Raw genomic sequence first — 24635 nt, 5'->3', positions numbered from 1 at the left:
ATATTAGGAGTTAGTATGCAACTCAACCCATCTGAAATCAGCGAGTTGATCAAGAGCCGGATTCAAGGCCTTGGCGACACAGCTGAGATTCGCAATCAAGGTACGGTTATCTCCGTTACCGACGGTATCTGCCGCATTCACGGTCTGTCTGACGCGATGCAAGGCGAGATGCTGGAATTCCCAGGCAATACATTTGGTCTGGCGCTGAACCTGGAACGTGATTCCGTTGGTGCCGTTATTCTGGGTGACTACGAACACATTTCCGAAGGCGATACAGTTAAATGTACCGGCCGTATTCTGGAAGTGCCTATTGGTCCTGAACTGCGCGGTCGTGTTGTTAACGCGCTGGGTCAGCCTATCGACGGCAAAGGTCCTATCAATGCAAAACTGTCCGCGCCTATCGAAAAGATTGCGCCTGGCGTTATTGCACGTCAATCCGTTTCTGAACCTATGCAAACTGGCCTGAAGTCTATCGACTCCATGGTACCGGTTGGCCGCGGTCAGCGCGAATTGATCATTGGCGATCGTCAAACTGGTAAAACAGCTGTTGCGATCGATGCCGTGATCAATCAAAAAGGTCAAAACGTAACATGTATCTATGTTGCGATTGGTCAAAAAGCTTCTTCCGTTAAAAACGTTGTGCGCGCTCTCGAAGCCCACGGGGCCATGGAATACACTATCGTTGTTGCTGCCACTGCTGCTGAATCTGCAGCGATGCAATACGTATCCGCATACTCCGGTTGCGCGATGGGTGAATACTTCCGTGACCGCGGTCAAGATGCACTGATCATTTATGATGATCTGTCCAAACAGGCTGTTGCTTACCGTCAGGTTTCCCTGTTGCTGCGCCGCCCACCAGGCCGCGAAGCTTACCCAGGTGACGTATTCTATTTGCACAGCCGTTTGCTGGAACGTGCAGCACGCGTTAACCCAGACTACGTTGAAGCTTTCACCAAAGGTGAAGTTAAAGGTAAAACAGGTTCTTTGACAGCATTGCCTATCATTGAAACTCAAGCTGGTGACGTTTCCGCTTTCGTTCCTACCAACGTAATTTCGATTACTGATGGTCAGATCTTCCTGGAAACATCCTTGTTCAATGCAGGTATCCGTCCAGCGATTAACGCTGGTATCTCGGTTTCCCGCGTTGGTGGTGCAGCGCAGACTAAAGTCATCAAAAACTTGTCCGGCGGTATCCGTAATGACTTGGCACAGTACCGTGAATTGGCAGCGTTTGCCCAGTTCGCTTCTGACCTCGACGAAGTAACACGCAAGCAGCTCGATCGTGGTGCCCGCGTTACTGAATTGTTGAAGCAAGCACAATATGCTCCACTGTCTATCTCCCTGATGGCCGTTACATTGTTCTCCGTGAACAAAGGCTTCCTGGATGATGTACCGGTCAAGCAAGTGCTGGCATTCGAAGCAGGCGTGCACAATTTCATGAAAACGAGCCACGCAGCATTGCTGCAGAAGATCGAAGAAACCAAGCAACTGGACAAAGATGGCGAAGCTGCCATGGCTGCCGCAATTGCTGATTTCAAAAAATCCGGCGCCTATTAATTTACTGTAGCTAGAAGGAGTCAATACTCATGGCTGCAGGCAAAGAGATACGTGGCAAGATCAAAAGCGTAGAAAATACGAAGAAGATCACTAAGGCGATGGAAATGGTCGCCGCATCCAAAATGCGTAAAGCGCAAGACCGGATGCGCGCGGCTCGCCCGTACAGTGAAAAGATTCGTACGATTACGGCTAACTTGTCACAGGCCAACCCAGAGTACACGCATCCTTTTATGGTGCAACAAGATCTGTCCAAGAAAATTGGCGTGATTGTTGTAACGACAGATAAAGGTTTGTGTGGCGGTCTCAACACTAACGTGTTGCGTCTGGTCACCAGCAAAATGCGTGAACTCGAAGGTAAGGGTTCAAAGATAGAAGCGGTCGCAATTGGTAATAAAGGTCTCGGCTTCCTGAATCGCGTAGGTGCGCAAGTGGTTTCCCATGTAACACAATTGGGCGACACTCCTCACCTCGACAAACTGATAGGTCCAGTCAAAGTTTTGCTGGACGCGTATCAGGAAGGCAAGCTGGACGCGGTTTACCTGAGTTATACCAAGTTCATCAACACCATGAAGCAAGAGCCGGTGATGGAGCAGTTGCTGCCCCTGACAGCGGACAGGCTGACGACAGACAAGAATGCCCATTCCTGGGACTATCTGTATGAGCCAGATGCAGCAACCGTGATTGATGAATTGTTGATACGTTATGTAGAAGCACTGATTTTCCAGGCCGTAGCGGAAAACATGGCATCTGAACAATCGGCCCGTATGGTGGCGATGAAATCAGCAACTGATAACGCAGGTAACGTGATTGGCGAACTGAAACTGGTTTATAACAAAACCCGTCAAGCCGCCATTACCAAAGAGCTCTCCGAGATCGTCGCCGGCGCGGCAGCGGTCTAAACTGAATTTAAATATTAAGAAGGAACGAACATGGCTAATGGCAAAATCGTTCAGTGTATCGGCGCTGTTGTGGACGTTGAATTTCCACGCGACGCGATGCCTAAGATTTATGACGCCTTGAAAATGGAAGGCTCCGAGCTGACATTGGAAGTTCAGCAGCAATTGGGTGACGGCATCGTCCGTACCATTGCTCTGGGTACTTCTGACGGTCTGCGTCGCGGCATGACTATTTCCAACACTGGCAACCCTATCATGGTACCAACCGGCAAAGCAACGCTGGGCCGCATCATGGACGTACTGGGCAACCCTATCGATGAATGCGGTCCTGTCAGCCACGCGCAGACAGCATCCATCCACCGTAAAGCCCCTGCATACGACGAACTGTCTCCATCCCAGGAATTGCTGGAAACCGGTATCAAAGTTATTGATCTGGTTTGCCCATTTGCTAAAGGTGGTAAGGTCGGTCTGTTCGGTGGTGCGGGTGTAGGCAAGACCGTTAACATGATGGAACTGATCAACAACATCGCCAAGGCACACAGTGGTTTGTCCGTGTTTGCCGGTGTGGGTGAGCGTACTCGTGAGGGTAATGACTTCTACCACGAAATGGCTGACGCAAAAGTGGTTGATCTGGAAAATCCAGAAAACTCCAAAGTTGCGATGGTGTACGGTCAGATGAATGAACCACCAGGTAACCGTCTGCGCGTTGCTCTGACAGGTTTGACGATTGCTGAAGGTTTCCGTGACGAAGGCAAAGACGTTCTGTTCTTCGTGGATAACATCTACCGTTACACACTGGCCGGTACTGAAGTATCCGCTTTGCTGGGTCGTATGCCTTCCGCCGTGGGTTATCAACCTACTCTGGCTGAAGAAATGGGCCGCCTGCAAGAGCGTATTACTTCCACTAAAACTGGTTCCATTACGTCCATTCAGGCCGTATATGTTCCAGCGGATGACTTGACCGATCCATCTCCAGCAACAACATTTGCTCACTTGGATTCCACTGTTGTTCTGTCCCGTGACATCGCTTCCCTGGGTATCTACCCTGCGGTTGATCCGCTGGATTCAACTTCCCGTCAGCTGGACCCACAAGTGGTTGGTGTAGAGCACTATGAAACAGCCCGCGCTGTTCAAGGTACTTTGCAGCGCTACAAAGAATTGCGTGACATTATCGCGATTCTGGGTATGGATGAATTGGCTCCTGAAGACAAACTACTGGTCGCACGTGCACGTAAGATGCAGCGTTTCCTGTCTCAGCCTTTCCACGTTGCTGAAGTGTTTACCGGTGCTCCAGGTAAATACGTTTCCTTGAAAGAAACGATCCGTGGTTTCAAAATGATCGCTTCCGGCGAACTCGATCACCTGCCAGAACAAGCGTTCTACATGGTAGGTACTATCGACGAAGCAATCGAAAAAGCGAAAAAACTGGCTGCTGCTTAATTCAAGCGCACTGGCGGTGCAGTTGATATTGACTGCACCATAGCTTTTTTGAGCGAATAATAAGGGTCCAACATGGCACACACTATTCACGTTGACGTGGTTTCCGCAGAAGAGCTGATCTTCTCCGGTGAAGCCGAATTCGTCGCGTTGCCGGGTGAGGCTGGTGAATTGGGTATCTATCCGAAACATACGCCACTGATTACCCGCATCAAGCCGGGCGCGGTGCGCATCAAGGTTCCGGGCAAAGCCGAAGACGAGTTCGTATTCGTCGCCGGTGGCCTGCTTGAAGTGCAACCAAATGCGGTGACAGTTTTGGCTGATACAGCGATTCGCGGTCACGATCTGGACGAAGCCAAAGCCAGCGAAGCCAAGAGACTGGCAGAACAAGCTTTGGTTAATCGTGATTCCAAAATTGACTATGCGCAAGCACAGGCAGAACTGGCATCCGCGATCGCCCAATTGGCAGCGATACAAAGATTGCGTCAAAAGCGTTAATTTCGCTGCGAAAAATTTTTCGCGACGAAAGCAGTACAATGAAAAGGCAGCTCAGGCTGCCTTTTTGTTTTTCAATTGAATGTTGAGCAAAGCCGCCTATGCCCTTGGAACAAGACTTGATTGCTGAGATACTGAGCAAAAGTAAAACCATCGCCGTCGTCGGCCTGTCGTCGAAAACTTCCCGTCCCAGCCATGGCGTGGCAGCTTACATGCAGGCGCATGGCTATCGCATCATCCCGGTCAATCCGCGCGAAGCGGGGAATATGATACTGGGTGAGCATTGCTATCCTGATCTGATCGCTGCCGCGGCTGAGCACCATATTGATATCGTCGATTGTTTCCGCAATGCGGCGGATATTCCTCCCATCGTCGAAGAAGCAATACAGATAGCCACGCCTTATCTGTGGATGCAATCAGGCATCGTAAATACAGAAGCTGCCGCCAGGGCCGAAGCAGCAGGCATCAAAGTGGTGATGGACAGGTGTATCAAGATAGAGCACCTTTATCGTTCCTGAGTTTGCTTTGCTGAGCGCAATTGCTGTATGTAGGCAAGTTCGTTTTGCGCCAGTTTATTATCAGGTTCGATTTGCAAGGATTCCTGAAAAGCTTTTTCTGCCTCGTCCAGTTGCTTAAGTTCTATCAAAGAAAATCCTATGCCACGCAGTGACATCGCCTGGTAAGGGCGTTGTGAAAGATATTGCTTGCTCAGTTCATGCGCGTGACGATAGGTTTGCAAGGCTTCTGTGGGTTTGGCCAGCTGGTTCAAGACATAGCCAATTTCTACCGAGGTGCCAGCAGAAACCGGAGCCAGGGATTCCACTTTCCTGAGCATGGACAAAGCCTGTTGCAAATCTCTTCTTTCAACAGCAACAAAGGCCTGAACTTGCAGGCAGTTTTTATAACCCCATTCTATCCATTCAAAATCTAGTTTGCTGGTTTTGCTGAATTCCTCAAATTCTTGAGTCGACTGGAAAGAAAACTGCTTCTTGCTGCTGTCAAAAAATGGATTCATAAGAGCGACAATTTTCTTTTGCTCTCTTGTCCGCTTCTTCAAATTTTTTATCCTTGATAAGCACATTCAATGCTTTTGAAGCTGCTGAAAATTCCACCCCCTTGGCACTGTCGGCAACTAAATTGGTATGGGTGGTAATCGTAAAAATCTTGTCGTCAGCCGTAACGCAAGCAGGGAAGGCCGCCGCCAATGCGAGAGCAGCTATCCATTTACGGGCACTCATTCTTCGGTTTGGAATAAAAAAATCAGTCATGCCCAGTGTCAGGTGATCACTCATAAAAAGCACGGTGCGGCTCCACGTAGATCAATTTTATCGACTTGAGCAGTTTGTAAATGATCGCCGCCAGCAATCCATAGAAATACCCTACCAGCAAGCTGTATAAACCGCCGATCATAAACAGATTGAACAGGTCAGCGATATCGATGCGCCTGTCGTTGATCATCATCATGACCGCAGCACTAACACCAAATGCCAGCGCCATGACGAACGGCGCAAAATGGCAGTAGAAAACAAACTTGTTTTCATCCAGGCGAAAAAAAACAAAACTGAACACCAGCAGCGTCAGCAAATATGGTATGCCGCCAATGAACAGAGATCCAATCAGAAAGCGCGATAATTCACGCAACACGCCGAATTGCGCACATGCGACACTGAGTAAGGTCAGCACTATGGGCAATAACAATGCGGCCAGGTAATAGGTTTTCTTTCGTATCATAGGCACATAGACAATGAGTTTGCGATGTCTGCCGCACAAAAAGTGTAATCCTGCAGAAAGCATTTATAGTCTTGCTAGGGTATGCAGCACTTTTCATATTATCATCAAAACATTGTCTCTGAATCTGAGATACTTTCTTTGTAAGCTAACGATATTGATTGGGGACTTGAATGACAGTTGCGGACTTGTTTCGGGTAGGTAAAGGTTTTCAGGTCAAGGATGCTGATGCCAATAAAAAACTGCTGGGTACCGCAGTCACTGAAAAAAATGGGGACAAGGCTGCCGACAAGCTGGCGACACTAAAACTGGCAGAAGAAATTTCTGACCTGCAAAATGTTTTGTACGCCGGTCATGACCGCAAGCTCCTGGTCATCCTGCAAGGCATGGATACCTCCGGTAAAGATGGTACGGTCAACGGCGTGTTCGGGCAAATCAACCCCCTCGGTGCGCGCACGGTCGCCTTTAAAGCACCCAGTAGTGATGAAAAAAATCATGATTATTTGTGGCGCGTGCATAAAGAAGTGCCGGGCAAGGGTGAGGTCACCATCTTTAACCGCAGCCATTATGAAGACGTGCTGATTACCCGTGTGCATGACTGGATAGACCAGGCAGAATGCAAACGTCGTTACGCGCAAATCCGCGACTTTGAACGCATGCTGGCTGAGACCGGTACGGTGATACTGAAATTCTTTCTGCATATTTCCAAGGCCGAGCAAAAGCTCAGGCTGGAAGAGCGTCTGGCCGATCCTGACAAACACTGGAAGTTTGACCCGCAGGACCTGGTAGAACGCAAATACTGGGAGGCATACCAAGAGGCTTATGAAAACGCCTTGCAGGCAACGGACGCAGATCATGCGCCCTGGTATGCAGTGCCATCCGACTCCAAAACCCAACGCAACCTGGTCATCGCCAGCATCGTGAAAGAAAAATTACTCAGCCTGAAACTCAAATATCCACCCGGTAAGCCTGACTACAGCAAACTCAAGGTGGAATGAAGCTCAAGGCTAAGCTCAGCAGTAAATTAAACATTACATTCAGCTACTGGCCAGAATTGATCGCGGCACTGCTGTACCCTTTGCTGGCCTGGCAGGGACGGCGTACCCGTATCATGACGCCGCGCCTGCCCGAAGCCAGTGACCAGGCATATGGACTGTGGTCTCCTGGCAAGGCTGTGGATAAATACCGGGTATTGGGTATAGGTGAGTCGCCCGTTGCTGGGGTAGGCGTGGCGAATTATGAGGAAGCCATCACCGCACAACTGGCAAAAGCACTGGCTGGCCAGCTGGATGCTGCTGTGGCATGGCAGGCTCTGGGGCAAAACGGCGCACGCTTATCCTGGGCCAGACAAGCTTTGCCAGCATTTCGTCAGGCACAAAGCCATGCATCGCCAGCGTGGGATGTCATTCTGGTTGCTTTTGGTGTCAATGATACGACCAGCTTTTGCCCGGTCAATAGCTATCGGGCAGAGTTGCAAAGCCTGCTGGATGAATTGCAGATGATGCTAAAACCAAGTGGTCTTATCGTATTGGCGGGCGTGCCGCCGATGCAGGTTTTTCCCGCTTTGCCGGCTCCTTTGCGTCAGGTTTTGGGCATGAAAGCGCGTGCTCTGGATCAAATCAACCGCGAAATGTCAGCATCTCGGCAGCAGGTTTTGCATTTGCCGTTTACCCCAAGTCTTCAAGATGCGCGCCTGATGGCCGAAGATGGCTACCATCCGTCAGCACTTGGCGTCAGTATTTGGGCAAAAGAATTAGCGAAAACATTTCTGCAAAATCGTCAAGAAAAATAATATGGCTTTGGTACTTATGCACAATTTCGCTTGCACACGATTTATGTTAAAAAACGCGGATTTTTCATAAACTGGTATTCCTTCCCAATAAAATCAATGGCTTACAGAATAATCCTGTTAACCGAATTTAAAATAAATCAGTAAACTGGCATTCTGTCATTTCTATCCACAAAGTTATCCACAGTTTATTTCCGGAAATTTTGCTGAAAATTGCGTCACTTATTGCAGATCAGATGCCGAGACTGCGCGCATAGGCGATAATGTCGCTTATACAGCAATAGACTGCGTAGTTTGACAATGTCAGTAGATAAGCAGATGCGCGCAGCGTCACCGAAAGCCCTTATGTCCATGAATTTTGCCCCACTCAAAAACGATACCTTCCTCAGAGCCTTGTTGCGCCAGGAAACCGATTACACGCCACTATGGCTGATGCGCCAGGCAGGCCGTTATTTGCCAGAATACCGCGCCACCCGCAAAGGTGCAGGCTCTTTCCTGAGCCTGGCCAAGAACCCCGGTTTCGCGACTGAAGTGACTTTGCAGCCGATAGACCGTTATGGCCTGGATGCTGCCATCCTGTTCTCTGACATTTTGACCGTGCCGGATGCGATGGGCCTGGGTCTGTACTTTGAAGATGGCGAAGGCCCGAAGTTTGAGCGCCCGCTAAAAGATGAAAAAGACGTCATGGCACTCAAAGTGCCAGAAGCAGGCAGCCTGCAATATGTGTTTGATGCTGTAACGCAAATCCGCACCGCTTTGGATGGTCGCGTACCGCTGATCGGTTTTTCCGGCAGCCCATGGACGCTGGCTTGCTATATGGTTGAAGGCCAGGGTTCGCGTGATTTTCATACCGTCAAGAGCATGATGTACAAACGTCCTGACCTCATGCACCACATCCTGCGCACCAATGCCGATGCAGTCGCTACTTATCTGAATGCGCAAATTGATGCTGGTGCCCAGGCCGTGATGATATTTGACAGCTGGGGTGGGGCGCTGGCAGATGGCGCTTATCAAGAATTCTCGCTGTCTTATATGCGCGATATTGTCAGCCAGTTGCAAAAAGAAAAAGATGGCAAGCGTATTCCTGCCATTGTCTTCACCAAAGGTGGTGGCTTGTGGCTGGAACAGCTGGCCGACATCGGTGCCGATGCCCTGGGCCTGGACTGGACGATGAACCTCGGCCAGGCACGCGCCAAAGTTGGCGATAAAGTAGCCTTGCAGGGTAATCTTGATCCGGCAGTATTGTTTGCTGAATCAGAGCAAATCCGCCAGCAGGTGATTGCTGCGCTGGATAGTTATGGCAAGCCTGCAGCCGGTCACGGCCATGTATTTAACCTGGGCCATGGTATTTCGCAATTCACCCCGGTTGAGTCAGTCAGCGTACTGGTTGAAACTGTGCATGAATATAGTCGCCAACAACGCCAGGCGTAGTAAGTCACAGAATTTATTTATAAAATATGCATGGTTTTTGCCACTGACTGCTAAGAGAGTGGCTTGTCCAGCCAGTATTTCTGGTCAGGCCAGTGGCAAAGTATGGGCTTTTAGGCACTGGTAAAACAACAAGTGCCGGAAATGCTTGTCTTTGCGTTATGTTGCTCTGCAAAACATAGTACTGGCGTGCTTTTCCAGCCTGAAAGCTGTGGAAAACCAATGGATTAGCGGCAGTAAAATTTTGCATTTCTATGCACATTTTCTGTCACTTATGCACAAAATCGGGGCGACAAAAAATATTTTCAAAAATATTTTTTTGTCTTCCAGCATTTTTTATAAGTCATTGATTTTAAAAGATTAAATTCTAGGCTCTGAGACAGGGCATTTTGCCGAAACCCCCGTAAACGCTAGCGAAAACCGATGTCAATAGATCTTTCTCCACAAAGTTATCCACAGAAACTGTGGATATGTCAAAAAGCCTTATGAAATCAATAGTTAGCGCTGATTTTCATGTTCAGGTTTAGATCGTGAAACAAGTTTATTTACGCGTAGCCCTCGATACCCCTCTTGACAGCACCTTCGATTATCGATGGACAGCACAAGAAGAGGGCGGGGCTGTAATCGGCTTGCCACAGGTCGGGCAACTGGTCGCTTTACCATTTGGCCGTCAGGAAGTAGTCGGCCTGATTATGGATGTGGTAACCGAGACCGATGTCCCGCCCGCCAAGTTGCGCGATGCCATTGCTGTCAGGCATGAGTTGCCAGCCATGAACAGAGAATGGCTGGCGCTATGCCAGTTTGCCGCCGAGTATTACCAGCGCCCTATAGGCGAGGTAGCTATACCCGCCTTGCCCAAGAATTTAAAAGCTATCAAGACGGTTTCCTTGCAGCGTGCCATCAAGAAGCTGGCCAAATTGTCTGAACAAACCGATGTCAGCCCGCTGGGTGAGCCGCAATTAAATCCTGAGCAGCAAGTTGCTGTCGACGCTGTTGCCAATGCTGAAGGCTATGCCCCGCATCTCTTGTTCGGGGTGACAGGCAGCGGCAAGACCGAAGTGTATTTGCAGACAGCCGCCAAAGTGCTGGCAAAAACCCCGGATGCCCAGATACTGATCCTAGTGCCAGAGATTAACCTGACACCACAGCTTGAATCTCATATCCGCGCCCGTTTCCCCGGCCTGATGCTGTCCACTCTGCACAGCGGCATGGCCGAAGGTGAGCGCTTGCTACACTGGCTGGCTGCGCATACCGGGCGTGCCCGCATCGTGCTGGGTACACGTCTGGCGATGCTGGCATCCCTGCCCAGATTGAAACTGATCATCATTGATGAAGAGCACGACCCTTCCTACAAGCAACAGGAAGGCTTGCGATATTCAGCCCGTGACCTTGCCGTGTGGCGGGCGCGCCAACTGTCTATCCCCATCTTGCTGGGTTCTGCCACGCCTTCGCTGGAAAGCTGGCAGGGGGCGCAAACTGGCCGCTACCGCTTGCTTGAATTGCGTGAGCGGGCAGTCCAGCATGCCGTCTTGCCCATCATACGCATCATCAACCTGGAAAGAGAAAAGCCCAGCGAGGGCCTGACGCAAAGGCTGATAGGTGCTATCAAACTACGTCTTGAGAAGGGTGAGCAATCACTACTATTCCTTAACCGGCGTGGTTATGCACCGGTGCTGGCCTGCGACGCCTGTGGCTGGATCAGTAATTGCACGCGCTGCACTGCCCACCTGGTCTTGCATAAAGGCGACCACAGGCTGCGCTGCCATCACTGCGGCCTGGAACAACGCATACCACGCTCTTGCCCGACCTGCGGCAATATAGACCTGCAACCCCTGGGTCGCGGCACCCAGCGCATGGAAGAAAGCCTGGCTCTGCTTTTCCCCGAAGCAAGAGTATTTCGTATTGATGCCGACTCCACCCGCCTCAAAGGCAGCGCCGCCGCCGCCTTTGAACGTGTGCATGCCGGTGAAGTTGATATCCTGATAGGCACACAAATGGTGGCCAAGGGCCATGACTTCAAACGCCTGACTCTGGTGGCGGCATTGAATCCAGACGCTGCCCTGTTTTCGCAAGATTACCGCGCCAGTGAACGCCTGTTTGCCCAGCTCATGCAGGTCGCAGGGCGGGCCGGGCGGGCTGCGCAAAAAGAAGGCGGTAATGCATCCGAGGTACTGGTGCAAACCCGCTACCCTGACCATCCGCTCTACCACGCGCTGATGTCACACAATTACCCCGACTTTGCCAAAGACTTGCTGGATGAACGCCAGCAGGCCCATATGCCGCCCTTCATGTACCAGGCTTTACTGCGGGCAGAAGCCAAAGAGCTGGAAACCGCCATTGCCTTTTTGAAAGAAGCCGCGCTCTGTACCGAGCATCAGGGCATCATGATCAATGACCCCATACCCATGACCATGACGCGGGTGGCCAATGTAGACAGGGCGCAATTGCTGGTCGAATCAGTCTCACGCCCGGCCCTGCAAGCTTTCGTCAAAGCCTGGATAGCTGATTTGCGCACCATGAAAAGCCGTGTCAGGTGGTCGGTGGAAATTGATCCTGTGGATATCTGAGTGTTTATCCACATGCACGGTTTCAGAAGCTGACTTTGCCAACTTTCTGACCCAGTTGGTAGCCGCGCGTATTGGTTCTTGCTTAAATACCATCTATACTGCGCATCAGCGCAATTGATGAACATATTGATCAGGCCCGCATGTGATTTGCAGTGGCATGTCAATTCGACGGAATGTTCCAACTTGCGAAGGAGGGAACATCTTGAAATTACATCGTTTTCACAATCTTGCACTGATGATGGCATTACTACTGCCTGGCATGACAAGTGCCACTACAGGCCAGCTGACTAATGCAGTAGCCCGGCAGATGCATATTAACCAGGAGCGCTATGGCCTTGCCGGGCAGGCTGTACTGGTAGCGCACAACGACGAGGTCTTGTTCCGTGGTGTCGACGGGCAGGCCGACCTCGCTACTGGCAGGCCGGTGCGGGTCAACGATGTCTTCCCTGCGTACTCGCTGGCCAAATTGTTCGCCAGCACACTCGTCATGCAACTGGTTGAGCGGGGCGAAGTCAGGCTGGATGCTCCAGCCAAATCTTATGTACCTGGTTTGCCAGATGCGTGGCAGGCAATTACCGTTCGCCAGTTCCTTGATCACACTTCCGGCGTACCGGAATACTTCGCTGACCTGCGGGCAGCATCTCCACCTTCATTCCCGGCAACACTGTCGGCAGCGCTGGCCGCGCTCGCCAACAAGCCATTGCAATTCGGGCCGGGCACGGCGACGCGCTACACGCAAACGAACTACCTGGTGTTGACTGCGCTGCTGGAAGCCCACTACGGCAAGTCTTACCCGCAGATCGCGCACGAGCGCATAGTGCAAAAACTAGGCCTCGAGCATACCTCGCTGGGGCCTGCATCTAAGGGGCAGGTGGTGACTGCCTATGTTGGCAAAGATGGCCGGCTGCAACCGAACCCTGACTTGCTGTGGCCAACGTACAGCTACGGCCATGCTGCGCTGTACACGACGCTGGACGACTTTGCCAGGTTCCTGCAAGCCTTGCGCAAAGGTGAATTGCTTGGCCGGGATGCTTTGCAACGCTTATGGTTGCCGCAGATATTGACCAATGGCCAGCGCGGCGTGTTTGCCTCGGGCTGGGAATATGGTGAAAGTGGGGCTTACCGGCACGTCGGCCACGACGGCGGCACTCAAGTGCGGGTGCGGCTGGCGTTCAAGGATACGCTGGCTGGCGATGCCTATATCTTCATTTACCTGACCAATGGCAGTGTACAGAATGTCTGGTCACGTACCCTGGTGGAAAGCATCATGGCTACGGTGGCACCGCAAGAGTTCGCGGCAGAAGCGCTGTCCGGGCAATTGATCGATTATGCGCTCAAGCCAGCCAGTAATGGTGACGCCGGTGCCCAGGCAGAAATCATCCGGAACAACAATACTGTGCAAGGTGCGGCACTGGAGCGCACTATCAATGCCACTGGGTATGCTGTGCGTGAGAGTCTTGGCCTTGCTGAGGCCATCCGTGTGTTCGAGTTGAACACGCTTCTTTTCCCCATGTCGGCAAATGCATGGGACAGTCTGGCGGAAGCATATCAGGCACAGGGCGAGCGCGACAAGGCGAAGCAGCTTTATGCGAAGGCACATGCGCTGGCGGCACAGACCACGTCCGGTGCCAGCACAAATTGAACGGGGTCGGGCTGGCTGAACCGGTTCGCTCGCGCAGCATAATAATGCCGATCAGTTAAAATTGCTGTCCAGACTGATCAAACGAACACGAAGATTGCGCCATGCCCCTCAGCCCTTACCTGACCACCTTTCCAGAAATATCCCCGGACTGTTATATCCATCCCAGTGCCCAGCTCATAGGTGATGTGCAACTGGGGCCAGACAGTTCAGTCTGGTGCAATGCCGTCTTGCGTGGCGACGTCAATCACATACGCCTAGGCCGCAGCAGCAATATCCAGGATCTGGCCATGGGTCATGTCTCCCACAAGAATGCCAGCAAGCCTGCAGGTTCACCTCTCATCATCGGCGACTATGTGACGATTGCCCATTCCGTCATCCTGCACGGCTGCAGCATAGGTGATGAATGCCTGATAGGCATGGGCAGCATCGTCATGGATGACGTAGTTATCCACAAACATGTCATGCTGGGTGCCGGCAGTCTGGTGCCACCGGGCAAAGTTCTGGAAAGCGGCTATTTATATGTAGGCCGCCCGGCAGTCAAAGTCCGCGCTCTGACAGCTGAAGAAATCAGCTATTTCAAGTATTCGGCAGAACACTATGTGCGCATCAAGAATAATTACCTGGCCAGCATCGTGGCTGACCAATGAACTTGCCAGCGAACTTCGTGTCAGAACGCAGCAAATCCATTTTTGAGAGGTTTTCAACCCTACCTGATTAGAAAGGTAAAAACGCATGAACGCAACACAGGCTGGCGAATACTGGATCACCACTGACAAGGACAAGATAGATATCGATCTTGTGCATCAATTTCTCACGACTGAGAGTGGCTGGGCCACCGGTATTTCACGACCCGTGGTAGAAGAGTCGCTGCGCAATTCCCTGTGTTTCAGCATTTTTCAGCAAGACCGCATGGTGGGTTTTTGCCGCATTATTACCGACATGGCCACCTTCGGTAACCTGGTTGACGTATTTGTCGTGACTGATATGCGTGGCAAAGGTATTTCCAGGTTGCTCATGGAAGAAGTCATGGCCCATCCGGTCATTAATAAACTGCGCCGCTTCACGCTGTCCACAAGCACAGCCGCTGGCCTGTATGAAAAATTTGGTTTCACGCCACTCAGCAAGCCTGAAAATTTCATGGAAGTGTATAAGCCCAGGATTTATCTGGAATAAGCCAATCCTGCACCTGCCCGCTTTCAGGAGGCGGGCTGGTAATTCAGTTCACCGACATTACTGGCCTCAAAATACATCATCATCTGACGCTGGCCGCCTTTTTTGATATCCGTCACCTTCTTGACGATCTGGTCCGAGCGCATCGCATTGTCATGATAGTGGGCTTCAACTTCATAGCGGCCTTCTGGCAAAGCCAGGAATAACCAGGGGCCATCCAGGCTGGTGGTCAGTAGCACGGCTTTGGTTTTTTCATTGCGGACGATGACTTTGATATTCGCCAGATAAGCACCTGATTTGCTCGCAGCAGTGCGCAGCCAGAAGGTGTATTGCCCCGCCTGTTGCTGCAACTCTTCCCGCTCCGTACTACCTATGCCACCAGATAAACAGGCGATCTCCTTATTTGAACAATTGCTGCCCGCCGCCAGTGCAGGCATGCTCAGGCACAGCGAAAGCGGTAAGGGCAACAATATGGCTAATTTTGCAAATTTCATGGCATGCTACTCCAGCGTAAAGTGCTCAATATAGTATTTGTCGTATCAGACTGTTTGAGGTGAGTCAAAGTTGCAACATCTTGCATGCCACCATGCTGGTTATACTTGTCTGTCAGTATGAAACTGCGGCATATTGAAAGCGTTTAAGCGATAAAAACTCATGCTAGCGTTTCATTGCATAGCCGACCATTCTTTTTTAATTCAACATGCTTTCATCCTTGCTTAAACCTGCGACAGCCATCACCTTGGCGCTGGCCTTTGCTGCACCATACCCGGCCCAGGCGCTGGAATCTGCCCTGAGCCTCAAAGATATCTATGCCAGCACGGTGGTACAGCAAGTCCAGCCACCGCCGGAAGACTTGCAAAGTTATATAGACCAGATGGTGAGTGCGCTGACCAGTACCAACATCAGCAATTTGCCTTCACAATATATTTTGCTGGTGGACCGTAATCCCAAAGTACAGATTGCCATGTTGTTCTGGCTGGATCAGGAAGGACAGTACCAGTTCATCGGTGCATCACCAGTATCGACAGGACGCTCTCCCGGTTTTGAGCATTTCGAAACCCCCATTGGTGTGTATGCCCATAGCCTGGCCAATCTGGATTACCGTGCAGAAGGCAGTAAAAACAGCAAAGGTGTACGCGGCTATGGCATCAAAGGGCGGCGCGTGTTCGATTTTGGCTGGCAAAAAGCTAAAAAAGGCTGGGGCGATAAAATCATTGCCGACATGCGCCTGCAAATGCATGCCACCGACCCTGGCATACTCGAATCGCGCCTGGGCACAGTGCAATCCAAGGGCTGTGTACGCATACCGGGCACCTTGAATTTTCTGCTCGACCGTTATTCCGTACTGGATGCCGACTATATGCAAGGGGTGGCCGAAGGCAAGAAATTCTGGGTACTCGATAAAAACCGCGAAGATAATCCCTGGGCCGGGCGTTACATGGTCATTGTGGACAGCGGCAAAGAGCAAAAGCCTGAATGGGCAGCCTATATACCGCCTGCGCCTGCAACTCGGAAGGTAGTGAAAGCCTCTTGAACAGCAAGGCAAGTGTCTGGCCCTGAAATCGACTAAGATATCCCTGTCAGGATATTTAAATCATTTCAGGGAACACTTATGTCTATAGAAACCTGGTTGCTATATGTCGTCGCCGTACTGGTATTGACCATTACCCCCGGCCCTGCCGTGCTGATGTGTATTACCAACAGCATCAATTTCGGTGCCCGCATGACCCTGTTCCCAGCCTTGGGAAATATTACCTCCCTGATCGCCATCATGACATGTTCAGCGATAGGCATAGGCGCCATCCTGGCGACATCATCACTGGTGTTTACCATCATTAAATACCTGGGTGTTGCTTACCTGCTATATCTGGGTATCAGCAGCTTGCGTGCCAAAAGCAGTGACTTTGTCTTGCCAACGGAAACCGAATTGCGTGGCACCCGCCTGCGTCTGTATGTCAAAGGCATGCTGGTCGGTGCCAGTAATCCCAAGGCACTGTTGTTCTTTACCGCCTTCTTTCCGCAATTCATCAATCCTGCCGCCGCCAAGATGCCGCAATTTTTAGTTTTGTGCAGTACCTTTGTGTTCTTTGAATTCAGTGTCTTGATGTTGTATGCCGTATTTGCTGAACGCATGGGGCCGTGGCTGCGTTCCAAAGGCAAGGCGAAAATGTTCAATCAGTTTTCTGGTGGCGTATTTGTGGCAGCGGCGGGTCTGCTGGCAACCGTGAAAAAGGCCAACGATTGAGGCCGCTGCAAAATAAGCTAGTGTTGTTGCGCCTCCTTGTCGTACTAAAGTACTGTTTGCGTCGGCACGCCTGGCTATCTTAATTTTGCAACAGCCTTCAGGAGTAAGATCATGTCACATAGCAATGCGTACAGTGAAAACGGTTTTTGGGACAAGCTCAAAAAATATGCACAAGCGGCAGGTAGCGAAGTCGTAGAAAAAGTACTCTGTCTGTACTATGCAGCGCAAAGACCGGAGACACCGGCCTGGGCCAAGACCGTGATTTTCGGCGCACTGGGGTATTTTATTTTCCCTCTGGATGCGGTGCCGGATATCTTGCCTGTTGTCGGTTATGGCGATGACCTGGGAGTGATTGCAGGGGCGCTGGTGACTGTCAGTTTGTATATTACGGATGAAGTGAAGCAGCGCGCGCGAGATAAGATGAAGGGGTGGTTTGGGCGTGGGCAAGCTTGAATACTTGCAATGCCCCAGCTGTGAATGACGGCTATTCCATGACACTCAATCAAGCTCAGTCCAGCTCAAAGCAAGCTGGACTGAGGCTGTCGTTGATCAATAGATCCTTAGTCGCTCAGCCTGCAGTCTTCCTGGCAGAACTCTTGATAAAGTCGCTGTGCCTGAAGCGCAACGCTGACCAATCCTCATCAATCGCCACCATCCTCACTGTATCAAATCCCGCCTCCTTGATCACGTCCCAACCAGTGTCCCGGTTGAATTCACATTGATATTTCTTTGACGTCCCTTTGGGATAAGCAAACCACAGCACGGCATCCCCCTCAACCAGCTTGCTCAAGGCCAGTGAGACTTCATCAAGCTCTTGCTGCTTGCTGACAAACACCAAAGCAAACTTAAGCTTTTTGACGCCAGACAATTTTTTGAGCACCTTGACGCCAGTCAAAGCCGCAATTTCGGACTCAAAGGAGGCGGGTGCATGCAAGACCAGGATTTCGCTCTGGTCCTTCAGATTCAATTTAGTAAAAATGGCAGACATAAACACTCCAGGATTTATAGTTGCTCGCCCAATTCACGGATCTTGCGCATGGTCAGAAAATTAGGCAAAAAGCGCCATGCGGCGATGGCCAGGGCTGCCAGCAATATCCAGTAAAAATTGCCACCCCTGAAAAACACTGGCACGGCGATGATGGCAATGGCCACGAAAATCTGCATCTCCTGCCCCGCCCAGCCCTGGTTTTCTGTGCGCCGGGCCAGCAGGCTATCGAGCAGCCGCGATATTTTCGCGGCAATATGCTCTACCCGCAATGCCGCTTTTTTTGCTTCCTGCCAAGACGCTTCAGTGCTGGCAGAGGCACGCAATTTTTCCAGTATTTCATAATAATCGTCCAATGCTCTGCGCAGGTCTTCTGCTCCACTGGCAGGCAAGAGACTGTCGGTAGCAGCCACGCGCAATGCCTTGATAGTGCCCAATACATCCTGCTTCATGGCCATTGCTGCATCCTGGTCTGATGTACGTTGCCAGGCTTCAGCCTTTTGCTGGCGTTCAACCGCTTTCTGCGCCTCCGGCAACAGGGCTTCCAGCACCAGCAGCGAGGCCACTGGCATTTGCTCTATCTCACCCAAAGCTGATAACCAGGGGCAATAAGCTTTCAGGCCAGCATAGGCAATGACCAGGCGCTTGCGCAGGCGCTCTGGCCAGCGCTCATCATAGGCCAGCGCCAGGATCCGCGCATGCAGTTTATGCAGGGGCGCATTGTCACTGTTATCTTCCATGCCGTAGATGAGCTTGTCGATATTGGCATATTCACCGGGCAAATGCTTGCTGGCATATTCTTTCACCAGGCCAAAAGCCTCTTGCCATGCCTGCTGGATTTGCTTGCAGCAATGCTGCCACTTCTGCACTATGCTGGCGACTTCCTTGTTGCCAGCATCGGCATAGGCTTCCAGCACGCCGTAGTTATACAACTGGTTCAGCCAGTTGCTGGCGGTTTCGTCGCCTTTCAGTGCACGGTTGGCATAGCTGAGTATGGCAGGCAATTCTATGGTTTCACCGCGCCAGACCGGTGGTATGCCGGGTGCCAGATAGAGGATCAGGCGTAATAGCTGCACATCGACCGAGAGCTTTTTGTCCTGGCGCATATCGAGCAAAACACGTACGGCATTCTGGTCTTTTTGCACATCGCGGAACCAGGCCAGCAATTGCGCATTCGAGATATCCCTGACGCCATCATCCCAGTTACGGGCCAGTGCTACTGCCAGTTGTTCGCGGGTGTGGCAAAGATATGGCCCTATATGATAGGGCTCGCGAAAACCGCCCATGGCCATGGTTTCCACTGCGTCTGGCAAGCTGGTATCGCGCGCCAGCCAGCGCATGATTTGCTCATCACCCCAGCGTTTTTTGGGATCACGCAAGAGCAGGCCACGCAACAGCTTGTGCAGGTAGGTATCAGGCACGGCATTGAGTTCCAGCTCGCGCGTGGTCAGGTGGTGCAGGATCACGGCTTCTGACAAACCGGCAAATGGATGCTGACCCAGAGCCAGCTCCAGCATGATCATGCCCAGCGCCCAATAATCTGCCTTGGCATCGATGACGCCCGACAGGCTTTCTGGTGAGGCATAGGGCAGGGTGCGCGCCGTACCAGTCAGTCTTTGCGTGGCATCCAGCACGGAAGAAATACCAAAGTCAGTCAGTATCAAATCCAGTGGTTGCAGCGTGCGTACCAGGATATTTTCTGGCTTGAGATCGCGGTGGATAAGTCCGGCTTCATGCACACTGGCGATGGCGGCTGCCAGCTCACGCACTATGCTTTCCAGCATGGCAGAATCTGGCCGCTTGCCCTGTGTGAATTTTTTTAATGAACCAAGCTCACAGTATTCCATGAGTTCATAGGCATGGCCGTCAGATACACCAGCCTCCAGCACGACCACGCGGTGCTCGGCTGGTACTGCGTTTAATCTCTCCCTGACTTCGGATTTGCCATGTATACCATGGCGATAGATTTTTGCGACGCGTTGTACACCGGATGTGTTTTCTTGCACCAATAACAGCTCGGCTTCTGCACCCAGGGTGGGCAGATGATGCAATATCCTGTAGCGTTCACGCAGGGCCTGCGGCAGTGATAACAGACTATGGATCTCGTTGCTGTCGGCAGTTGATGCTATTGGTTCCTTGATTAGCGGACGATTGCAATACAGGCATAGTTCACTACTTGGCGGATTACTTTGTTCGCAATCTTCATAACCGCAAATTAATTCTGTTGCTGCTGCTATCTGTTTTATCTCGCGTGATGGTTCAGCTTGCTCCCGCTTTTCCATCAAGTCCACACCAGACAGCAAGGTGCCACAAACACAGCGCATGACTTCTGGCGCGTTTTCGGTTTCACATGCGGGGCAGCGGCGTATGTAAGTCTGACTCACTCAGGGTCTCCAACTGACGCTATCAAAGGTCAGGCCACGGCTGGCGCATAATTGTTCCAGCGCCTGCATGTCACCACGCCCTGGTATGCCTACGTACCAGACACGCTGGCCGTCTATCATGGTCTGTATGCGCTTGTCCTGCTCATCCAGGGGTGCGTCAACATAGTTTTGCATACGCGCTCTGGCGCGGTCTGACAAAAGCACCAACGGCTGATTGGCAGAGCCACGCCAGGCCTGAGTCAGCGGTTTGCTGGCGATAAAAGGTTCAGGAATCAGGGCATCGAGTTTTTGCAGCAAGTCTGCATGTTTTTTTTGCAGGGTCGCCAGTGGATAACCGCTATAGCAGAGTATGTCAAAATCCATCCCCGCATTGCTTCGCCAATGATGCAGACCATCGAGCAAGGCATGCAGGGCCTTGGGCTGCTCGAATGGTTCGCCACCAGAAATAGTGATGCCATCAAATTGCCCGGCACTGACTTCGCGGCACCAGCTCAGCAAACCCGCGACTGTCATTTCCTTGCTGCCATCCTTGGCCCAGGTATCTTGCGAGACGCAGCCCTTGCAGCCTATGTTGCAACCCTGTACCCATATGCCTATGCGCCGCCCCGGCCCCAGTACAGTGACGGGGAAATGCGCTTTATTGATGGCAATCTTCATGTTAATTGCAGGCTCAGGCTGATGACTTTATCGGCTTCAGTAATCGCTGTTACGGTGACACGTTGCTTGCCTTCCAGCTCTTGCTCAAACAGGGCACGCGACAAGGGATTGATGAAATTTGATTCCAGCTGATTGCCGACACCCCGGCCACCATTACTGAGGTCACGTATGCAGCGCGCCAGCAACTCATCGCGCACAGTCGCTGGCATGGCCAGTTGCAGGCCAAGTTCTTCTTGCAGACGACGCGCCACATTGCGTAGCATGCCATCAAAAATCTTGGCGGCGACTTCAGCCGAAATAAAATCAAAGACCACTATATTGTCACCGATGCGGTTCAATAATTCTGGCCGTGACAATTTGAATTTGAAGTAATTGCCTATCGCCTCACGCACCTTGAATTCCACGGTTTCATAACTGTCACCAGGCTTCACATTCTGGCTGCGGTTGCCCTGGTTATCCTCAACATAGATACCCAGATTGGAAGTGAAGATCAAAATGGTTTCTGAGAAATACGCAGTATCGCCACGGCCATCGGTGAGGCGGCCATCTTCGAGTATCTGCAAGAATTTATCAAGTATGCGCGGATGGGCTTTTTCGATTTCATCGAAGAGCACGACAGAAAAAGGTTTTTGCCTGACGGCGTTGGTGAGTTCGCCACCGGCATCAAAACCCACATAACCAGGCGGCGCACCGAGCAGGCGGGCGCTGGTATGTTCTTCGGCAAATTCGCTCATGTCAAAGCGCAGGTAGGCGCGTTCATCCCCAAACACCAGTTGCGTCAGGGTTTTGGCCAGCTCGGTTTTACCGACACCGGTAGGACCAGCAAAAAACAGGACGCCACGCGGACGGCTGCCGCCAGAACGTGCCTGTGCGCCCGTCAGGCTCATGACGGAACGCTTGAGTATATCCAGGGTTTTGACCACGGCAGGATGCTGGCCCTTGACACGGTCTTCGATAAAGCTTTGCCCATCGCGTATTTTCTTGCGCAGGTAATCCTTGCGCCAGGGGTTGTCCAGCGCACCTATCTTGAAGCAGCGTACAGCATCTTCTATATCTGCAATACCCAATTTTTGCCTGTCTGCCAGCTCAGTGATATCGGACAGGGCTGACAAGGACATGCCCTCTGTCCCTTCAGTAAAACTTTTAACGAACTGGGTGCGCACGGCAGTAGCCGCGTCAGCATAGCCATTGAACAAAGGGGCCAGTTGCAGGGTAGCCGCCTGGCGCATTTCAAAATCTGGCTTGCTGATGACCAGGCTAGCGACTCTTTCACTATCCAGCGTGAACCAGGATGGCAAATCTTGCGCACGGTTGACCAGCCACAGTATGGGATTGTATTGTGGGGCCCCACCTGTCTCACGAGGGACGACGGCGCTGGCTGTGAGTGAAAGTTTTTCAGCAGCGACAAAAAAACGATGCTCAGCCTCGCCCAGCTGTTCTGCCTTGCGGGTAATGCGTGAAGCAAAATCCAGCACCAGGGCGCAGCGCATTTCTCTTTCGGCGCTGAGTTTCTTCATCAGCTTGCTGAGGCTTTCGAGACTGATTTGCTGGCAACCATCAGCCAGTTTCACATCGAATAGCCGTGTGGCCAGATCGCGCTGGGCACTTTCATCAGGATAGACACGCAAGCCATCTACCGGGTCATAAATCAGCAAGAGCTTGTAATCCAGACGCTTTAGCGATTCCCACAAGGCGCGGTTGAATGGCACCAGCGTAGCGCCGCCAGCGCCTGAGGATGCATCCTGAGATGCCAGCGGCAGTAAAAAGCTGTCGCGTATCGCACCAGAAATCACATAATGTGATCGTATCGGCAGCAAGCGCTGCAAGTCTTGCAGCCAGCGGGTTTCGGGTACATTCATGGCAATTTTTTCGACAGTAATTGGCTATGGCTTTCAATTTGCTCTTCTTCTGCAAATTGCGGCAGCTTGTCTTCCACGACCAGTTGCACAGGCAGTTCACCAGCCTGCAATAGCCGCGTCACCTGCATATGGATGCCCCGTGCTTCCAGTGCTGCCATCAGCGTCGGGAATTCGCTGCACCAGCGGTCTTCTGCCAGATGGTCAAGCACACTGCGCTCATTTTCACCCTGCTTGACAGAGCGGATGACATTGAAATTGGCTTGCCCGGTTTTGGTATCCATGCGCATGCGCACCATGTACTTGTCCCAGCTGGCGCGACGGAAGTGCACGACGCCGCCTTCGACAAACAGGGTATGCGACACTTCTTCGACCTGGTAGCCAAGGTCTTTCAAGGTCTGTTCCAGTATCAGGGCCTGGGCTTCTTCAACCTGCCGTTTTTTCTCGGCTTCCAGCAGGGCCTGGATTTGCAGGCGCAGCTCGCTGGCCAGCATGTCGGCACGGGCACCCGGCAGGGACTTTTCCAGTTCCCTTGCCAGTTGCGCGATATGTTCGGGTAATTGTTCAATATGAGCGATGCGTTTCAACAAACGCGCCAAGCGGTCTTGTGGCAAGGCTGCGGCGCTGGCGGCATCGAGATTGGCATCGCTTTCGTCAAACGAGGCATCAGCGCGTCTGGCAGATTCTTGCAACAAGACTGGTCTTAACTCATGTACCAGTGCCTGCAAGCTACGCAGATATTCTATGATTTCATGTTCGTCTGTCCCGGCTGGCGGTACAGGCTGGCTGGCGGTAATTTGCGCGCTACAGCCTATCTTTTCAGCCAGCGCGATCAACTGGACATATTCTTGCTCGGCGATTTGCAATTGCTCTTGCAGGGCTTGCCGGCCCATGACACCGGCAGCACGCAGGCGCTCTTGCAGGGCGTTATGCTGTTCATCCTGGTCTGCACGCAACAGCTTGGCATTTTGATGTGCCTGCGCCACCGCCAGCGCTGCACGTATGGCGGCAGCCGACAACAGGATTACCAGGCCGTCGCCCGTGATCACGACTGTAGTGGGACCACTCATAGCTCAGATTTCAAGAAATGCAGAAGTAGCTAATATAGCATGGGCCAGACTGCTGCTTTACGGGAACGGGAAACGTATCTCATCCTGTTTATGAAATGAGTTCTAATAAAACTCGCAATAGCGAGCAATCAACCAGCGCTGCCTATTTTGACGCGTATCAGGCAGCAGCATGTTGCCCGGCTACTACACAAGGATGTGGCAAATTACCATCGCCATACGTACGCAAGACTTCCGCTACGACAACCTGGTAACCATCCAGCCAGTTCGCCTGGGCCGCCTTGGCTTGCTGGTGTATGGGATTATTGATCAAGGATTGCAAGGCTTCCAGACTGTCCCAGTAATACACATTGGAAATCTGACCAGTCGCCGCATTCTCCCAGGTCTCTTCACCGAGGTAGCCAGGTATGGACTTGGCCAGATTGATGATCTGGTCATCCAGCGCATAAAAAGCGTCGTCGTATTGCTTTTTCTTGAAAGTGAAAGTGGAGGTGTACATGCGCAGGCCCAGCTGATTAAATGAGTTGCAAATCATACATATATTTGTAGATTTTTTGATGTTTTTTTTGAACCGTCACTGGGAGTAATTTAAGAATTGCTTGCCTTAAGCATGGGGCCAGCCGGCCAATATTTGCTATTTTGATGCGCTACCTGTGTCGCTACTGTGTTAATTGTCTTGGTTGTCCTGGTTGGTATATATAAACCGTGATATTGCCCATTTATGCCGTGGTC

Annotated in this window: 25 protein-coding genes; 15 read left to right on the top strand and 10 right to left on the bottom strand. The window is 51.7% G+C overall.

Features of this window, described 5'->3' with window-relative positions; all coding sequences use genetic code 11:
- Positions 1 to 15 precede the first annotated feature (15 nt).
- From atpA to AC3WQT_RS23205, 5 genes are all read left to right on the top strand, one after another.
- The gene (gene atpA / locus AC3WQT_RS23225; RefSeq protein WP_162044016.1) at positions 16 to 1557 is read left to right on the top strand and encodes a F0F1 ATP synthase subunit alpha; all 1542 of its coding nucleotides are present in this window, start codon (positions 16 to 18) and stop codon (positions 1555 to 1557) included.
- Between the two features lie 29 nt (positions 1558 to 1586).
- Entirely contained in the window at positions 1587 to 2456 is an 870-nt protein-coding gene (gene atpG / locus AC3WQT_RS23220; RefSeq protein ID WP_492707525.1) for a F0F1 ATP synthase subunit gamma, read from the top strand.
- A gap of 30 nt (positions 2457 to 2486) precedes the next feature.
- The gene (gene atpD, locus AC3WQT_RS23215; protein WP_492707524.1) at positions 2487 to 3893 is read left to right on the top strand and encodes a F0F1 ATP synthase subunit beta; all 1407 of its coding nucleotides are present in this window, start codon (positions 2487 to 2489) and stop codon (positions 3891 to 3893) included.
- 72 nt (positions 3894 to 3965) lie between these two features.
- Positions 3966 to 4388: a F0F1 ATP synthase subunit epsilon gene (locus tag AC3WQT_RS23210; protein WP_422951668.1), complete on the top strand. Its 423-nt coding sequence runs from the start codon at positions 3966 to 3968 to the stop codon at positions 4386 to 4388.
- 98 nt (positions 4389 to 4486) lie between these two features.
- On the top strand, positions 4487 to 4903 hold the full coding sequence (locus AC3WQT_RS23205) for a CoA-binding protein (protein ID WP_492707522.1): 417 nt from the start codon (positions 4487 to 4489) through the stop codon (positions 4901 to 4903).
- Here AC3WQT_RS23205 and AC3WQT_RS23200 read toward each other — a convergent pair.
- The 3 genes from AC3WQT_RS23200 to AC3WQT_RS23190 are packed head-to-tail and all read right to left on the bottom strand — an operon-like array spanning position 4891 to position 6116.
- A complete protein-coding gene (locus tag AC3WQT_RS23200) occupies positions 4891 to 5400 on the bottom strand; it encodes a tetratricopeptide repeat protein (protein WP_492707521.1) in 510 nt (169 codons plus the stop codon). The genes AC3WQT_RS23205 and AC3WQT_RS23200 overlap by 13 nt on opposite strands.
- Positions 5384 to 5653, bottom strand: coding sequence for a hypothetical protein (locus tag AC3WQT_RS23195; protein WP_492707520.1), 270 nt, complete (start codon positions 5651 to 5653; stop codon positions 5384 to 5386). Before AC3WQT_RS23195 ends, AC3WQT_RS23200 begins: the two co-directional genes overlap by 17 nt.
- A gap of 16 nt (positions 5654 to 5669) precedes the next feature.
- Positions 5670 to 6116 (bottom strand): hypothetical protein, encoded by a 447-nt coding sequence (locus AC3WQT_RS23190; RefSeq protein WP_492707519.1) that lies wholly within the window; start codon positions 6114 to 6116, stop codon positions 5670 to 5672.
- Positions 6117 to 6286: 170 nt separating this feature from the next.
- On the opposite strand from AC3WQT_RS23190, the gene AC3WQT_RS23185 reads away from it, so the two are divergent.
- From AC3WQT_RS23185 to AC3WQT_RS23155, 7 genes are all read left to right on the top strand, one after another.
- The gene (locus tag AC3WQT_RS23185) at positions 6287 to 7111 is read left to right on the top strand and encodes a PPK2 family polyphosphate kinase (protein ID WP_492707517.1); all 825 of its coding nucleotides are present in this window, start codon (positions 6287 to 6289) and stop codon (positions 7109 to 7111) included.
- Positions 7108 to 7905 carry an SGNH/GDSL hydrolase family protein gene (locus AC3WQT_RS23180; protein WP_492707516.1) on the top strand — a complete coding sequence of 266 codons (798 nt, stop codon included), beginning with the start codon at positions 7108 to 7110 and terminating at the stop codon, positions 7903 to 7905. Before AC3WQT_RS23185 ends, AC3WQT_RS23180 begins: the two co-directional genes overlap by 4 nt.
- Before the next feature lie 342 nt (positions 7906 to 8247).
- A complete protein-coding gene (hemE, locus tag AC3WQT_RS23175) occupies positions 8248 to 9333 on the top strand; it encodes a uroporphyrinogen decarboxylase (RefSeq protein WP_492707514.1) in 1086 nt (361 codons plus the stop codon).
- Between the two features lie 527 nt (positions 9334 to 9860).
- Positions 9861 to 11897, top strand: a complete 2037-nt coding sequence (locus AC3WQT_RS23170; protein WP_492707512.1) for a primosomal protein N' — start codon at positions 9861 to 9863, stop codon at positions 11895 to 11897.
- 202 nt (positions 11898 to 12099) lie between these two features.
- The gene (locus AC3WQT_RS23165) at positions 12100 to 13539 is read left to right on the top strand and encodes a serine hydrolase (protein ID WP_492707510.1); all 1440 of its coding nucleotides are present in this window, start codon (positions 12100 to 12102) and stop codon (positions 13537 to 13539) included.
- Positions 13540 to 13640: 101 nt separating this feature from the next.
- On the top strand, positions 13641 to 14186 hold the full coding sequence (locus AC3WQT_RS23160) for a gamma carbonic anhydrase family protein (protein ID WP_492707509.1): 546 nt from the start codon (positions 13641 to 13643) through the stop codon (positions 14184 to 14186).
- Between the two features lie 85 nt (positions 14187 to 14271).
- Positions 14272 to 14712 (top strand): GNAT family N-acetyltransferase, encoded by a 441-nt coding sequence (locus AC3WQT_RS23155; protein WP_492707507.1) that lies wholly within the window; start codon positions 14272 to 14274, stop codon positions 14710 to 14712.
- A gap of 23 nt (positions 14713 to 14735) precedes the next feature.
- Here AC3WQT_RS23155 and AC3WQT_RS23150 read toward each other — a convergent pair whose 3' ends face one another.
- Positions 14736 to 15203, bottom strand: coding sequence for a peptidase associated/transthyretin-like domain-containing protein (locus tag AC3WQT_RS23150; RefSeq protein ID WP_492707505.1), 468 nt, complete (start codon positions 15201 to 15203; stop codon positions 14736 to 14738).
- A gap of 206 nt (positions 15204 to 15409) precedes the next feature.
- Here AC3WQT_RS23150 and AC3WQT_RS23145 point away from each other — a divergent pair, with 206 nt between their 5' ends.
- The 3 genes from AC3WQT_RS23145 (at position 15410) to AC3WQT_RS23135 (ending at position 17407) form a co-directional block, all read left to right on the top strand.
- Positions 15410 to 16243 (top strand): L,D-transpeptidase, encoded by an 834-nt coding sequence (locus tag AC3WQT_RS23145; protein ID WP_492707503.1) that lies wholly within the window; start codon positions 15410 to 15412, stop codon positions 16241 to 16243.
- Positions 16244 to 16321: 78 nt separating this feature from the next.
- Positions 16322 to 16954, top strand: coding sequence for a LysE family translocator (locus AC3WQT_RS23140; protein ID WP_492707501.1), 633 nt, complete (start codon positions 16322 to 16324; stop codon positions 16952 to 16954).
- 111 nt (positions 16955 to 17065) lie between these two features.
- Positions 17066 to 17407, top strand: a complete 342-nt coding sequence (locus AC3WQT_RS23135; RefSeq protein ID WP_492707499.1) for a YkvA family protein — start codon at positions 17066 to 17068, stop codon at positions 17405 to 17407.
- Between the two features lie 115 nt (positions 17408 to 17522).
- Here AC3WQT_RS23135 and AC3WQT_RS23130 read toward each other — a convergent pair whose 3' ends face one another.
- From AC3WQT_RS23130 to AC3WQT_RS23105, 6 genes are all read right to left on the bottom strand, one after another.
- Positions 17523 to 17942, bottom strand: coding sequence for a hypothetical protein (locus tag AC3WQT_RS23130; RefSeq protein ID WP_492707498.1), 420 nt, complete (start codon positions 17940 to 17942; stop codon positions 17523 to 17525).
- A gap of 14 nt (positions 17943 to 17956) precedes the next feature.
- Positions 17957 to 20323, bottom strand: coding sequence for a protein kinase domain-containing protein (locus AC3WQT_RS23125; RefSeq protein WP_492707496.1), 2367 nt, complete (start codon positions 20321 to 20323; stop codon positions 17957 to 17959).
- Positions 20324 to 20980 carry a 4Fe-4S single cluster domain-containing protein gene (locus tag AC3WQT_RS23120; protein ID WP_492707494.1) on the bottom strand — a complete coding sequence of 219 codons (657 nt, stop codon included), beginning with the start codon at positions 20978 to 20980 and terminating at the stop codon, positions 20324 to 20326.
- On the bottom strand, positions 20977 to 22839 hold the full coding sequence (locus AC3WQT_RS23115) for an AAA family ATPase (protein WP_492707492.1): 1863 nt from the start codon (positions 22837 to 22839) through the stop codon (positions 20977 to 20979). Before AC3WQT_RS23115 ends, AC3WQT_RS23120 begins: the two co-directional genes overlap by 4 nt.
- Complete coding sequence (locus tag AC3WQT_RS23110) at positions 22836 to 23906, bottom strand: hypothetical protein (RefSeq protein WP_492707490.1); 1071 nt, start codon at positions 23904 to 23906, stop codon at positions 22836 to 22838. The genes AC3WQT_RS23115 and AC3WQT_RS23110 overlap by 4 nt, the downstream gene beginning before the upstream one ends.
- Positions 23907 to 24063: 157 nt before the next feature.
- Positions 24064 to 24402: an antibiotic biosynthesis monooxygenase family protein gene (locus AC3WQT_RS23105; RefSeq protein WP_492707488.1), complete on the bottom strand. Its 339-nt coding sequence runs from the start codon at positions 24400 to 24402 to the stop codon at positions 24064 to 24066.
- Positions 24403 to 24635 lie beyond the last annotated feature (233 nt).

This window comes from Undibacterium sp. FW305-107, from assembly GCF_058788535.1.
The sequence above is the reverse complement of the archived record's forward strand: the minus strand, read 5'-3'. Positions and strand labels throughout refer to the sequence as shown.

Excerpts from the sequence above, each read along its gene's own strand:
- atpG (WP_492707525.1), top strand. The coding sequence starts at position 1,587 with ATGGCTGCAGGCAAAGAGATACGTGGCAAGATCAAAAGCGTAGAAAAT.
- AC3WQT_RS23105 (WP_492707488.1), bottom strand. The coding sequence starts at position 24,402 with ATGTACACCTCCACTTTCACTTTCAAGAAAAAGCAATACGACGACGCT.
- AC3WQT_RS23200 (WP_492707521.1), bottom strand. The coding sequence starts at position 5,400 with ATGAATCCATTTTTTGACAGCAGCAAGAAGCAGTTTTCTTTCCAGTCG.
- AC3WQT_RS23190 (WP_492707519.1), bottom strand. The coding sequence starts at position 6,116 with ATGATACGAAAGAAAACCTATTACCTGGCCGCATTGTTATTGCCCATA.
- AC3WQT_RS23195 (WP_492707520.1), bottom strand. The coding sequence starts at position 5,653 with ATGACTGATTTTTTTATTCCAAACCGAAGAATGAGTGCCCGTAAATGG.
- AC3WQT_RS23180 (WP_492707516.1), top strand. The coding sequence starts at position 7,108 with ATGAAGCTCAAGGCTAAGCTCAGCAGTAAATTAAACATTACATTCAGC.
- AC3WQT_RS23135 (WP_492707499.1), top strand. The coding sequence starts at position 17,066 with ATGTCACATAGCAATGCGTACAGTGAAAACGGTTTTTGGGACAAGCTC.
- AC3WQT_RS23120 (WP_492707494.1), bottom strand. The coding sequence starts at position 20,980 with ATGAAGATTGCCATCAATAAAGCGCATTTCCCCGTCACTGTACTGGGG.
- AC3WQT_RS23205 (WP_492707522.1), top strand. The coding sequence starts at position 4,487 with ATGCCCTTGGAACAAGACTTGATTGCTGAGATACTGAGCAAAAGTAAA.
- AC3WQT_RS23130 (WP_492707498.1), bottom strand. The coding sequence starts at position 17,942 with ATGTCTGCCATTTTTACTAAATTGAATCTGAAGGACCAGAGCGAAATC.
- AC3WQT_RS23140 (WP_492707501.1), top strand. The coding sequence starts at position 16,322 with ATGTCTATAGAAACCTGGTTGCTATATGTCGTCGCCGTACTGGTATTG.
- atpD (WP_492707524.1), top strand. The coding sequence starts at position 2,487 with ATGGCTAATGGCAAAATCGTTCAGTGTATCGGCGCTGTTGTGGACGTT.
- AC3WQT_RS23115 (WP_492707492.1), bottom strand. The coding sequence starts at position 22,839 with ATGAATGTACCCGAAACCCGCTGGCTGCAAGACTTGCAGCGCTTGCTG.
- AC3WQT_RS23155 (WP_492707507.1), top strand. The coding sequence starts at position 14,272 with ATGAACGCAACACAGGCTGGCGAATACTGGATCACCACTGACAAGGAC.
- AC3WQT_RS23160 (WP_492707509.1), top strand. The coding sequence starts at position 13,641 with ATGCCCCTCAGCCCTTACCTGACCACCTTTCCAGAAATATCCCCGGAC.
- AC3WQT_RS23150 (WP_492707505.1), bottom strand. The coding sequence starts at position 15,203 with ATGAAATTTGCAAAATTAGCCATATTGTTGCCCTTACCGCTTTCGCTG.
- AC3WQT_RS23185 (WP_492707517.1), top strand. The coding sequence starts at position 6,287 with ATGACAGTTGCGGACTTGTTTCGGGTAGGTAAAGGTTTTCAGGTCAAG.
- AC3WQT_RS23110 (WP_492707490.1), bottom strand. The coding sequence starts at position 23,906 with ATGAGTGGTCCCACTACAGTCGTGATCACGGGCGACGGCCTGGTAATC.
- AC3WQT_RS23145 (WP_492707503.1), top strand. The coding sequence starts at position 15,410 with ATGCTTTCATCCTTGCTTAAACCTGCGACAGCCATCACCTTGGCGCTG.
- hemE (WP_492707514.1), top strand. The coding sequence starts at position 8,248 with ATGTCCATGAATTTTGCCCCACTCAAAAACGATACCTTCCTCAGAGCC.
- atpA (WP_162044016.1), top strand. The coding sequence starts at position 16 with ATGCAACTCAACCCATCTGAAATCAGCGAGTTGATCAAGAGCCGGATT.
- AC3WQT_RS23210 (WP_422951668.1), top strand. The coding sequence starts at position 3,966 with ATGGCACACACTATTCACGTTGACGTGGTTTCCGCAGAAGAGCTGATC.